Raw genomic sequence first — 12,237 nt, forward strand, 5'->3', positions numbered from 1 at the left:
GTTACTCTGTCATTCTGGTCAAACAAGCGCATTTCGCGGCAAAACAACAGCATCTTAGCCGCATTTGGTCGACATAGGATTAATTTTGTCGACACACTTGCTTTTAGGCATGAGTTTTATCACAATCCTTAGCCATCTAGACTTCTATCAGGATTTATCATGGCGTTAGCAACTTTCGGTGCCGGCTGTTTTTGGGGCGTGGAGTATTTCTTTAGACAAGTCAACGGCGTGACCAACGCGACCTGCGGCTATATGGGTGGCAATAACGAAGCGACCACCTATGAGGAAGTCAAAAAAGGTAAGACAGGCCATGCTGAAGTCGTGCAAGTAGAATTTGACCCTGCGATTGTCAGCTACGACGAGCTACTGGATGTGTTTTGGAAAAACCACAACCCGACCACGCTCAATATGCAGGGCGGCGATATTGGTACTCAATACCGCAGTACCATTTTCTTCCATGATCGTGAGCAAAAAGCGGCGGCAGAAGCCTCAAAACTGGCCTTTGCCCGTTCAGGTCGTTGGGGATTGCGTCATATCGTCACTGAGATTGTGCCGTTACAGCAATTCCATGTGGCTGAGGAATATCACCAAAACTATATCGATAAGAATAACTTACCAAGTTGCCATATCGAGTACTAAGCTTAGCGATTCAGCTCAAACCTGAATAATTTGACCTTACAATCGCTGCAAATAAAAACGCACTCATAGGATTTCGATGAGTGCGTTTTTTTATCGGTAAAAAGAATGCGTAAACGCTAAATCAGGCGCTGAGGGCCTTATCGATCAGGGCTTGTGCGTCCTTAATAATATCGGCAAGATGTTGCTCACTGATAAAGCTCTCACCGTAAATCTTGAATAACGCCTCAGTGCCCGATGGCCGCGCAGCAAACCAACCATTGGCCGTGGTCACTTTAATGCCACCAATTGAAGCATTATTGCCAGGTGCATGGGTCAATACAGCCTCAATGTTCTCACCCGCCAGCGTAGTGGCGTTTAAGGTCTCGGCATTAAGCTTGGCAAATTTGGCTTTGTTCTCAAGGCTAATTGGGCTGTCGATACGCTTGTAGAAGCTTTGACCAAATTGCGCCACTAATTCTTGATGGCGTTGCCCCGGCGTTTTACCTGTGACCGCAAGCATTTCGGCTGCGAGCAGCACTAAAATAAAACCGTCCTTGTCAGTACACCAAGTCGTGCCATCACGGCGCAGGAACGCGGCGCCCGCACTCTCCTCACCGCCAAACGCAATGGTTGCCTCGGCTAATCCATCGACAAACCACTTAAAGCCAACGGGGACTTCAAGCAATTTTTTGCCATGGAAGGCACAGATTTTATCGATAAGCGCGCTCGATACCAATGTCTTACCAATGGCGAAGCTATCGCTCCACTCTGGTCTGTGGGTCAGCAGATAATCAATCGCTACTGCTAAATAGTGGTTGGGGTCCATCAGCCCGGTGCCCGGACACACGATGCCGTGTCTATCGTAGTCAGGATCGTTACCCACACATAAATCGAAGGATTCTTTATGGGCCAGTAAACCTGCCATCGCATAGGGAGAAGAGCAATCCATGCGGATCTTGCCGTCCTTATCCAATGACATAAAGCTGAAGCTTGGATCGACCTTATCGTTAACTAAAGTGATATCAATGCCATAGTGCTTGGCAATCGGTGCCCAATAATGAATCCCCGAGCCGCCTAATGGATCGACACCCAGCTTAAGTTTAGCCTTAGCGATAGCATGCATATCGACGACATTGTCTAAATCCGTCACATAGGGCGTGATTAAATCAATGGCATGCACATAACCCGAAGCTAATGCATCTGCATAAGCGAGCTTATTAACGCCCTTGAGCGCTGCGCGCAGGTAATCATTAGCGCGGGACTCAATCCACGCAGTGATATTACCTTCAGCAGGGCCACCATGGGGTGGATTGTATTTAATCCCACCATCCTGCGGTGGATTGTGGGATGGCGTAATAATCAAACCATCGCTTAACGCGGCACCACTTAGTGCCGCCTCGCGATTTGCACAAATAATCGCATGCGATACCACTGGCGTTGGCGTAAAACCATCATGTTGCTGGATATGCACAGTCACCTTATTGGCCGCTAACACTTCAATCGCCGACACGTAAGCCGCATAAGATAAAGCGTGGGTATCGATACCTAAAAACAGCGGGCCTTCGATATTCACCGATTGGCGATAATCGACAACGGCTTGGGTAATCGCCCAAATATGGTCTTGGTTAAAGCTCCCCAGAAATGCTGTTCCGCGATGGCCTGAGGTCCCGAATGTCACACGCTGCTCGGCAGCATCCACATTGGGTTTGATGCTGTAATAATGGCTCATCAGCTTTGGAATATTCACCAGATCCGTCTGACTCGCGGTTTGTCCTGCCCGTTGATGTATTGCCACCTGATCCTCTCCTACTGGAAAATCGGTTATTAAATGGAAACGCCGCATCATTGCGGCGTCGATAAGTCGTTATACGCGTTCGGCAATGCCGTTGGCGATTTGGGCATCACAGCCAAATTGCACCAAGGCCTCGGCTAAAATTGTCCGTTTTTTTGCAGTATTGTTGTTGGTTGTTACCCAAAATCCGGTATTACCGATTTCCTTCGGATTTGCGGTGGCGCTAGCCTTGAGTAACTCCTCACGAGAGCGCGCAAAGTAGAGACGATCGCGCCCTTGGATCTGTAAAATTTGCGAAAACTGAGCTTTGTTAAGTTGATACAAGCTCTCGAGCAAAAATAAGAAGCGGCCCACCGCGCCTTTTTGTTGTTCTAACTTATGTTCATCAACCAATTGATTAAAATCGGTGACAGACTCGAAGCTTTCTACTTGCGGAACGCTCTGTGGCTCAGGCGTTACCACCTCTAAACTCGGTTGGCTGATAGACTGTGGCTGTGACTGTTCAACCGCATCGACGGACAGGCCGAGTAATCGACGGAGAATATCAGAGGCACTCTCACCAATACGTTCCGTTTTGCTGGCAATATGACGATAGAGCTCTTCATCCACTTCGATGTATTTCATAACCTTATTATCCTTTGTTATTCGATAGGCTTACCGAAAAAGTGCACCACAGGCGATCCTAGCAAAGGATCTGTGCGATCGTTGCCTCAGTGTATCTATCTCTATCAATCTGATAAAGCATCATTAATCTAAAAATGCGTGAAATCGCACATCAAATTGGCACAACGATGTTAATCGCTGAAAAAGCCAGCAAGTTGAAGGTTCTTAATTTCAAAACCGCCACAAAACTTGTCAAACTTAACGCATTGAAGGCACAATTCGCGCAACGTTAAGTACCATAGCACAGGCTATTCCATGAATTTTGTATCTTCTGGTCAAGGAGAAGCGGTCCTCCTTATCCATGGTCTCTTTGGCAATTTAGATAATCTTAAAGGCTTAGGTCAAGTTATCGAACCCCATCATCAAGTCATCCGCGTTGATGTACCTAATCACGGCTTAAGTGAACATTGGCAACAGATGGATTACCCAAGCTTAGCGAAAGCGATGGTGGATTTACTCGATGATCTCAAGCTTGAGCGCGTGCATATTGTGGGGCATTCCATGGGTGGGAAAATTGCCATGGCAACGGCCCTAGCCTATCCAGAACGCATCATCAGCATGGTTGCCGCTGATATTGCACCAGTTGCTTATCAGCCACGCCATGATGTGGTATTTGCCGCACTCGAAAGTTTGCCACTTGAAGGCCACACCGATCGCCGTTTTGCCTTGGCCCATTTAACCCATAGCGGCATTGATGAAGCGACAGCCCAATTTCTTCTCAAAAATTTGCAACGGACTGAGACAGGCTTTCGTTGGAAAATGAATTTAAGCGGCTTAAAAGCGTGTTATCCCAATATTATTGGTTGGCATAATCTTGTAGAAGAAAAGCGCCAAACTTACCACGGCCCCAGCCTCTTTATCCGCGGAGGAGACTCAAACTATGTCACTGGTGAACATAGAAATGCCATCATGACACAATTCCCATTGGCACAAGCAAAAACCCTTGAAGGGTGTGGCCATTGGTTACATGCGCAAAAACCTACCATTTTTAACCGGATTGTGTCTGAATTTATTGACAAACACACGGTGTAAATGACAACGATTCTCGACCTAAATCATATAGCCGACACCTTGTTGATGTGATATATTCGCGCCTCTTTTAGCCTTAGAACACTCTAGAGGACTAAGAAAGTATGTTATCTCAGTACATGGAACAAATTGAGACCATCGGCTTGAACCTGTTTTTTGCCGCGATATTTTTCTTTATCGGCATGGCCATCCACGATGTGCTAAAACAAGGTAACGTACCGAAATTCGGTCGATTTATTGTTTGGTTAGTGTTATTTCTCGGCTGCGCCGGGTTTATTGCAAAAGGTATTATCCAGATGTCTTGGGAAGGTTCAGGCATCGGTTAAACAATAAGAACATGGCAAAAGAAGCAACAGATAGAACGACCATTGACCTTTTTGCCAATGAAAAGCGACGGGGACGCCCACGTAGCAATCCTTTGTCCCGTAGCCAGCAACTTAAGGTCAATAAGCGCAACCAGATCCAGCGGGATAAAGCCAAAGGATTAAAGCGAATAGAGTTAAAGGTGTCACAAGATTTATATGACGCCTTGAATGAGCGGGCATTGGCCAGTAACATCAGCCGAAGCCAGTTAATCGAATTAATTCTTCAGCAAAAAATAGAATGCTGAGCAATCGATAGCAGCAAGATTAACGTATAAGTGAACTAGACATAAAGGATAGACAATGGCAACTGTAGGTCTTTTTTTCGGTAGCGACACAGGCAACACCGAAGCTGTCGCCAAGATGATCCAGAAGAAATTGGGTAAGAAAATGGTTGAGGTGAAAGATATCGCCAAAAGTACCAAAGAACAGATCGCAGAATACGACCTGCTGCTGTTCGGTATCCCAACCTGGTATTATGGTGAAGCACAGTGTGACTGGGATGACTTTTTTCCTGAGTTAGAACAGATTGATTTTACAGACAAACTGGTTGCTATTTTCGGTTGTGGTGATCAAGAAGACTACGCGGAATATTTCCTCGATGCCATGGGCATGATTGGCGATATTGTTCAAGCCCGTGGTGGTATTATCATTGGACATTGGCCTACTGCAGGTTACAACTTCGAAGCTTCTAAAGGCTTAGTGGATGACGATCACTTCATCGGTTTAGGGATTGACGAAGACCGTCAACCAGAGCTGACCGAAGAGCGTGTTGACGCTTGGGTTAAGCAAATCTACGAAGAAATGTGTTTAGCAGAACTCGAAGACTAAGCCTAGTTTCATCGAGTGAGCTCTGTAAAAAAAGTGGCCCAATGCCGCTTTTTTTACATTTGTTATCCACGTAAATGAAAGCGATATTTCCAATGGTAGCTCCCCAACATCCCCACTGGGATATCTTCTGCACTGTCGTCGATAACTACGGTGATATTGGCGTTACTTGGCGTTTAGCCAAACAGTTAGTCAATGAATATCAGATCCCAATTAAGCTTTGGGTCGATGACTTAAACAGTTTTTCGCATATTTTACCGACCCTTGACCCTAACCTCACTTGCCAGATTTTTCATGGCGTGACTATCCTTCATTGGACTACGCCCTTACCTTTGGTATATGAGCCAGGCGAAGTGTTAATTGAAGCCTTCGCCTGCGAACTACCCGATGTAGTGAAGCAACAACTTGCTGAACTGCACATTAAAACACCAAAATCTGTGCCTTTATGGCTTAATTTAGAGTATTTAAGCGCAGAAGATTGGGTCGATGGCTGCCATGGTTTACCCTCGATGCAGGCAAGCGGCATTAGAAAGTATTTCTTTTTCCCGGGCTTTACACCTAAGACGGGTGGACTGATTTGTGAGCGAGAGCTATTTGCCGAGCGCGATGCATGGCAACAGGATAGTGCCAATAAGCTGCAATTATTTGACCGTCTTGGTCTTAAGGATATTAAAGCGCAAGATACTGTCTATAGCGTCTTTAGTTATGAAACCGAGTCGCTCCCAGCCTTATGTGAACTCTGGCAAGCCACGGCCAAACGCGATGCAAAAATTCACGCCCTTATCCCCAAAGGCCGCAGCTTAAACAGTTTGCAGCACATATTGCCCTGCCCTATAGAGGAATTAATACCTGGGCAGCAAATTAAACTGGGGGATTTAACCCTGCATATCTTGCCGATGACCGATCAACAGGGATTTGACCGCCTACTATGGAGCTGCGACGTTAATATTGTCCGCGGTGAAGATAGCTTCTTACGGGCCCAATGGGCGGCAAAACCTTTTATTTGGCATATTTATCCGCAAGAAGATGATTATCATCTAATAAAATTAGAAGCTTTTATTCGACTTTACTGCGATAATCTGCCCCCTGATATTGCTGACACTTGGTCTAAATTGAACGTTGCATTTAACCAAGGAGAGCAATCCGCCGTGAAAACTCACTGGCAAAACCTAAATCCAGTCTGTTTGCCACTCTTACAACATGCTAAAGAATGGCCAATTGACGCAATAAATGCTGCAGATCTTGCAACTCGGCTAGTCCAATTTGTGAAAAAAAGCTAAGATGCTGCGCTGATATAGAAAATCGACATATAGGAAATTGTGTAATGAAAACTGCTCATGAAATCCGTCCTGGTAACGTGATCATGTTTGAAGGCAGCCCATGGGTTGTACAGAAAACAGAAACAACTCGTTCTGGCCGTAACGCTGCCATCGTTAAGTTAAAGCTGAAAAACTTACTGCTTAACTCTGGTACTGAAACCACTTTTAAAGGTGAAGATAAGTTAGACGATATTATCCTAGATCGTCTGGATTGTACTTATTCTTACTTTGCTGATCCTATGTATGTATTCATGGATGCAGAATACAACCAATACGACGTAGAAGCTGAAAACTTAGGTGATGCAGCAGCTTACATCGTTGACGGTATGGAAGAAACTTGCCAAGTGACTTTCTACGAAGGCAAAGCAATTTCTGTTGAAATGCCAACCACTATCGTACGTGAAGTGATCTACACTGAGCCATCAGCTCGTGGTGATACTTCAGGTAAAGTAATGAAGCCAGCCACTATCACTGGTGGCGGCACTATCAGCGTGGCTGACTTTGTGAAAGTTGGCGACAAGATTGAAATCGATACCCGTACTGGCGAATTTAAAAAGCGCGTATAACCGCCTTTTTTCGCCAGAGAAAGCCAGTGTCCGCACTGGCTTTTTTATTCTTTGGTAAACGCAATAATTTCCTCAGCAATATTGCTTAAAGCAACCTGCCGACTGACTGCGCCGAGCTTAACAGCCTCTTTTGGCATACCATAAACCACACAACTGGCTTCATCCTGTGCTAATGTTGTGGCTCCAGCATGATGCATATCTAGCAAACCCCGAGCACCATCGTCCCCCATACCAGTCATAATTATGCCTAGGGCATTTTTACCCGCAGCATTAGCGACTGAACGAAACAACACATCAACCGAGGGGCGATGCCGACTGACCAACGGTCCGTCCTTAAGCTGAACACGATATTGAGCACCACTACGTTGTAGCAGCATGTGCTTGCCGCCGTTAGCAATGAGCACAAGACCCGGCATCACTCTATCGTTATCTTCGGCTTCTTTTACTTCCATTTCACATAAACTATTTAACCTACTAGCAAAGGCCGCCGTAAAATGCTCTGGCATATGTTGGACAACAACAATACCGGCACTTGTGCGTGGCAATGCCGTTAACACGCACTCAAGTGCATGGGTTCCACCCGTTGAAGTTCCGAGTGCAACAACCCGATCCGTCGTTTGATGTAGCGCATGGTTTGTTGATGTTAACACTACATCGGCGTTATGTTTCGCGGCGACAGGCATTTTTGTAGGGGTATTAACACGCAATTTTGATACTGAGGCTTTAGCTGCAGCACGCACGGACTGGAGTAAACGGGCTTGTGATTCCTCCAAAAATCCCTTCAATCCTAATTTAGGTTTAGTAATGATATCAACCGCTCCCGCGGCAAGTGCAGCAATAGTCACTGAAGCACCTTGCTCAGTGAGTGTTGAGCAAATCACAACAGGGGTTGGCCTTTCAGCCATCACTTTTTTTAAGAAAGTAATGCCATCCATTCTTGGCATTTCAATATCAAGAATAATGACATCGGGCCATTGCTGTTCAAATAATTTAAGCGCAAACAACGGATCCCGAGCACAGCCTAATAAGGTAATATCAGGCTGGTTAGATAACATGCTGCTGAGCACTTGTCTGACAACTGCTGAGTCATCGACTATGGCGACATTAATCACAAAGCCCCCTTAAGTCTTGTTAATCCGACCAAATCACCACCGAGTTATTAGAGGTACGCATATCTTCACTCGCTTGATTAAAATATCGGTATTCTTCATCCTGAAGTGACGCAATTTCTTCATATTTATTCTCGATTAAACTGCGATAGACCGAATAATCCGACGGATCGAAATAAATTATTCGACCAGAATGGCCTCCAAGATCTTCACTAATAACAGGGATTCGTTCACGTTGTAGAAACTGTCTAACAAAATCAATATTCATCCCGCCAATATCATAGTGATTAAGGATATTGTCAGCACACAAAGATAAAACATTCGCGCCTCCAAATATTTTGCTCTGCAAATATTGCCGCTGTGCTCCTAACTTTAGCATGGCATTAATTAAGATCTCCATGGCATGAACACCATAGTAACCTGCGCGAGAATCAAGAAAATGTGTAAGCTTGCGCCGATCAGCAGCCAATAAAAAGTGATTCATTCCAATGATCTGGGCCTTGGGATCAAATAAACATACTGCCACACATGAGCCCAATAATGTCTTTATGACTTCGTTTTTCGCCGTCACATAATGCTCACCAGGGCCAATCATGATTACTGTTCTTTGATTTAAGGCTGTCTTTTCCACATCAAATCCTTTGATATATAGAAGGTTTAATCTGCTTTAACCCATGTTTTACGTGCATTAAGGATTCGGTATGTGAAATAAACAAATAACCACCGACTTTCAACTGCTTTATTACATGGTTTATGACCCTTTGCTTAGACTCAGCATCAAAATAAATCATTACATTACGAATAAAGATTAAGTCGCACATTCCGACACTTTCACAGGATTGAGTCAGATTCATCGCAAAAAAGCTAACTTTACTCTTTAAGCTTTGGTCAATTAAAAATGTACCGTTTTGCTTACCCACCCCCTTTAAGCAATACTTCTGTAATCTCTCAAAGCCGATGGCGTCATTACGTTCAAGGGGATAATGTGCCATTTCAGCCTTCGCTAGCACCCGCTGGCTAATATCAGACCCCTGCACTTGCCAGTGACCATCAATCCCTAAATGATCCGCCAACAGCATGGCCAAGCTGTAAGCCTCCTCTCCAGATGAACACGCTGCTGACCATACCTGCCAGCTTTTTTTTTGTGGATGTGTTTTTATTAGGTGTTTAACAAATTCAAAATGCTCTATTTCACGAAAAAAGAATGTTTCATTGGTCGTCAAAGCATCTATAAAATGATGATATTCAATATGTTCAGAGTGTTTTTTGACGAACTCAAAGTAATCTCCATAGTTTTCATAACCAGTTTCTTTTAGGCGTCGACATAATCGACTAGCCACCAATGATTTTTTAATGTCGCTCAAGAATATACCGGCCTCCTCATACAAAAATTGCCGGATATGTTCAAATTCCCTTTGCGTTAAGGCGGTATGTTCAAGCGGCAACGGTGAGGACTTCATAGTGCTTCATCAGTGGCATCAGCTGCATGAAAATTGAGTTGGCTAATTGCACTAATGTCGGCCACCGACAGCACATAATTGATATCAAGTAATATCATAAAATGTTCGCCAACTCGCCCCATTGCGCGAATGAAGTCAACTCTGAGATCGGCACCAAAATCCGGTGGCGGCTGTGTATGTTCATCATCAATTTCAAGGATTTCATTCACTTCATCCACTAACATCCCAATGGTTTGCTGCTCATCTTCGTGACTGACTTCTACCAATACAATACAACTTTTTTTTGAGATGACCGTTGTCAGACGCCCTAGCCTTTTTGACAAATCAATAACAGGAACGACCTTACCTCGTAAATTAATAATACCGCACAAAAATTCTGGCATCATAGGCACCCGCGTAATGCCTTCAATTTCAATGATCTCTTTTACATCTAAAATACCAATTGCAAAGGTATCATTCCCTGACTGAAAGGTAAGATATTGGGTAATATCTCCCACTGAATTGGCCTTCATCTCATTCACTAATTGATTCATGATAGGCCCCTATCAGAATCGTTCGAAATCGGTACGTTCAACATGTTGCTTAGCTTTGGCTGTCTTACGCCCAGAAGCCGCCATTACTGTTGATTTACCTTGATGAGATCTTTCACTACTGATGGCAAGTTTAAAAAACTCTACTGCGTCAAGTAGTTGATTAGCCTGACCGTTTAACTCCTCTGATGTCGCGGCTAACTCTTCTGACGCAGATGCATTCTGCTGTGTGGCTTTATCAAGCTGTAACATAGAGTCATTAATCTGGCTGATCCCAATGGCTTGTTCCTCAGAGGAGGAACTAATTTCCTGAACCAAATCAGATGTTTTTTGAATATTAGGCACAATATTAGCGATCAAGCGGCCAGCATTTTCAGCAATACCAACACTTTCACTGGCTAGTTTATTAATTTCTTGTGCAGTTAAGCTGCTGTTTTCAGCTAATTTTCTAACCTCGGAGGCGACAACGGTAAAGCCTTTACCATGTTCACCAGCACGGGCCGCCTCAATGGCCGCATTGAGACTTAATAGATTAGTTTTATATGCAATGTCTTCTATTAGGCTAATTTTCGCCGCAATCTGTTTCATTGCGGCAACGGTTTGTTCTACCGCTATTCCACCTTGTCGTGCTTCTTCAGCGGCTACCGTTGCCATATTATTGGTAACCCTAGCATTTTCGGAGTTCTGCTGGACAGATGCATTTAACTCTTCAACGGCACTGGTCGTCTCTTCGACACTAGCAGCCTGCTCTGTTGCTCCTTGGCTTAGACTTTGTGCGGTACTACTGACCTGTGAAGAAGCACTAGACAAATTATCTGCACCACTTCGAACCTGAGCAATCACAGAAGTAAGGCTATCAATCATATCAATCATCGCCTTATAAACCCCCGTCGCATTTTCACGCTGTTTTAGCTCTACCGTTAAGTCTCCGTTAGCGATTGCGCGCGCAATCGTTTCCATATCACGAGGTTCTCCGCCCAACGGTTTTTTAATTAACTTCACTAAAAACCATGCCAAGAAAATGCCGATCAAAATAGCGGCGATAGATACACTAATAACAGTGGTAAGGGTCTGCTCATTCTGTGCTTTAACAATAGGACCAAGGGCATCTTGCCTTTTTTGGATGGTTAATTTGATATCTTCAGTTTGGCGCGCAACATCAGCACCGATACGGTCGAGTTGATTTTGCACAATATCGTTTCTTTCGCTAATAGTGCTATAAACTGACTTTAACGAAGACGCATAATTGTCAATGCTGCTGGTAAATTGTAATAATTTTGATTGTGCATCTAGATCTATTGCCACAGTTTTTAAGGCAGAAAGACGCTCTCCCTTAGCTAAATCAATAGCCATCAGCGCCTGCTGTAAATCGGCATCTAAATTTGTTTCAAGGAATTTAGATGCTGCTAAACGAGCAGTCAATATCGATTCGAGCACAGAACCTGCTCGATAAGCAACATCAATCTGACCTTTATTATAGGATTGATGCATAGTGTCAGAAATCAGTTTTACAACTTCAGTTCCTTTTGGAACCAACATGTTGGTAACTTCATCATTGCGAGATTTAATCAATTTGACTACAGATTCAAAGTAACTATTGTAATCAACAATATCTTTGCGAATATCTGAAAGTTGTTGACTCAATTCAGGCTCGTTAATCTCCGTCATCGCTTTTTGAATGATGTCATTAAGAATAACATTACGTTCATTGAATACTTTATAAGCCGATTCATTCTTCTGAAAGATATAATCATAGGCCTGTATTTGAATTGTAAGCATATTAGCTTGGATGCGACCAGCCATATTAGAGTCGCGCGCCAACGAGCGGTAATCATTAAAACCGTTAATGGCTTTCGTTAGTCCAAAATAGGCGGCTAATGAAATCACGATCAATAGTAATAACACCAATGCATAACCACCAGAAATCTGCATGCTGAGCGTCAGTTTTTTAAACATAGTCA

The 12,237-nt window shown here is 44.1% G+C and carries 14 protein-coding genes; 7 read left to right on the forward strand and 7 right to left on the reverse strand.

The window, feature by feature from the left end; genetic code table 11:
• Positions 1–159 precede the first annotated feature (159 nt).
• The gene (gene msrA, locus KXJ80_RS13525; protein ID WP_037418505.1) at positions 160–639 is read left to right on the forward strand and encodes a peptide-methionine (S)-S-oxide reductase MsrA; all 480 of its coding nucleotides are present in this window, start codon (positions 160–162) and stop codon (positions 637–639) included.
• 121 nt (positions 640–760) lie between these two features.
• Here msrA and pgm read toward each other — a convergent pair whose 3' ends face one another.
• Together pgm and seqA are read right to left on the reverse strand one after the other, a co-directional pair.
• The gene (gene pgm, locus KXJ80_RS13530; protein ID WP_218738649.1) at positions 761–2,413 is read right to left on the reverse strand and encodes a phosphoglucomutase (alpha-D-glucose-1,6-bisphosphate-dependent); all 1,653 of its coding nucleotides are present in this window, start codon (positions 2,411–2,413) and stop codon (positions 761–763) included.
• A 69-nt stretch (positions 2,414–2,482) separates the two neighbouring features.
• Positions 2,483–3,034, reverse strand: coding sequence for a replication initiation negative regulator SeqA (gene seqA, locus KXJ80_RS13535; protein WP_218738650.1), 552 nt, complete (start codon positions 3,032–3,034; stop codon positions 2,483–2,485).
• 294 nt (positions 3,035–3,328) lie between these two features.
• Between seqA and KXJ80_RS13540 the strand changes: the two genes are divergently transcribed.
• From KXJ80_RS13540 to efp, 6 genes are all read left to right on the forward strand, one after another.
• The gene (locus tag KXJ80_RS13540; protein WP_218738651.1) at positions 3,329–4,105 is read left to right on the forward strand and encodes an alpha/beta fold hydrolase; all 777 of its coding nucleotides are present in this window, start codon (positions 3,329–3,331) and stop codon (positions 4,103–4,105) included.
• A gap of 101 nt (positions 4,106–4,206) precedes the next feature.
• On the forward strand, positions 4,207–4,428 hold the full coding sequence (locus tag KXJ80_RS13545; RefSeq protein ID WP_007648263.1) for a DUF2788 domain-containing protein: 222 nt from the start codon (positions 4,207–4,209) through the stop codon (positions 4,426–4,428).
• A gap of 11 nt (positions 4,429–4,439) precedes the next feature.
• On the forward strand, positions 4,440–4,712 hold the full coding sequence (ybfE, locus tag KXJ80_RS13550; protein ID WP_011072323.1) for a LexA regulated protein: 273 nt from the start codon (positions 4,440–4,442) through the stop codon (positions 4,710–4,712).
• A gap of 55 nt (positions 4,713–4,767) precedes the next feature.
• Positions 4,768–5,295, forward strand: coding sequence for a flavodoxin FldA (gene fldA / locus KXJ80_RS13555; protein ID WP_023265275.1), 528 nt, complete (start codon positions 4,768–4,770; stop codon positions 5,293–5,295).
• Positions 5,296–5,387: 92 nt separating this feature from the next.
• Positions 5,388–6,572 carry an elongation factor P maturation arginine rhamnosyltransferase EarP gene (gene earP, locus KXJ80_RS13560; protein ID WP_099458024.1) on the forward strand — a complete coding sequence of 395 codons (1,185 nt, stop codon included), beginning with the start codon at positions 5,388–5,390 and terminating at the stop codon, positions 6,570–6,572.
• 44 nt (positions 6,573–6,616) lie between these two features.
• Positions 6,617–7,177, forward strand: a complete 561-nt coding sequence (gene efp / locus KXJ80_RS13565) for an elongation factor P (RefSeq protein WP_037418480.1) — start codon at positions 6,617–6,619, stop codon at positions 7,175–7,177.
• 44 nt (positions 7,178–7,221) lie between these two features.
• Here the strand turns inward: efp and KXJ80_RS13570 are convergent, their stop codons facing one another.
• Genes KXJ80_RS13570 through KXJ80_RS13590 form a run of 5 tightly spaced genes read right to left on the reverse strand, consistent with a single transcriptional unit; the run spans position 7,222 to position 12,232 of the window.
• Positions 7,222–8,289, reverse strand: a complete 1,068-nt coding sequence (locus KXJ80_RS13570) for a protein-glutamate methylesterase/protein-glutamine glutaminase (protein ID WP_037418477.1) — start codon at positions 8,287–8,289, stop codon at positions 7,222–7,224.
• Between the two features lie 19 nt (positions 8,290–8,308).
• Positions 8,309–8,917 (reverse strand): chemotaxis protein CheD, encoded by a 609-nt coding sequence (locus KXJ80_RS13575; protein WP_203433615.1) that lies wholly within the window; start codon positions 8,915–8,917, stop codon positions 8,309–8,311.
• Position 8,918: 1 nt separating this feature from the next.
• Positions 8,919–9,746 (reverse strand): CheR family methyltransferase, encoded by an 828-nt coding sequence (locus tag KXJ80_RS13580; protein ID WP_080612388.1) that lies wholly within the window; start codon positions 9,744–9,746, stop codon positions 8,919–8,921.
• A complete protein-coding gene (locus KXJ80_RS13585) occupies positions 9,743–10,279 on the reverse strand; it encodes a chemotaxis protein CheW (RefSeq protein WP_037429777.1) in 537 nt (178 codons plus the stop codon). The genes KXJ80_RS13580 and KXJ80_RS13585 overlap by 4 nt, the downstream gene beginning before the upstream one ends.
• A 12-nt stretch (positions 10,280–10,291) precedes the next feature.
• Complete coding sequence (locus KXJ80_RS13590; protein ID WP_218738652.1) at positions 10,292–12,232, reverse strand: methyl-accepting chemotaxis protein; 1,941 nt, start codon at positions 12,230–12,232, stop codon at positions 10,292–10,294.
• Between the last annotated feature and the right edge of the window lie 5 nt (positions 12,233–12,237).

This window comes from Shewanella xiamenensis, assembly GCF_024971755.1.
Classification (GTDB): domain Bacteria; phylum Pseudomonadota; class Gammaproteobacteria; order Enterobacterales; family Shewanellaceae; genus Shewanella; species Shewanella xiamenensis.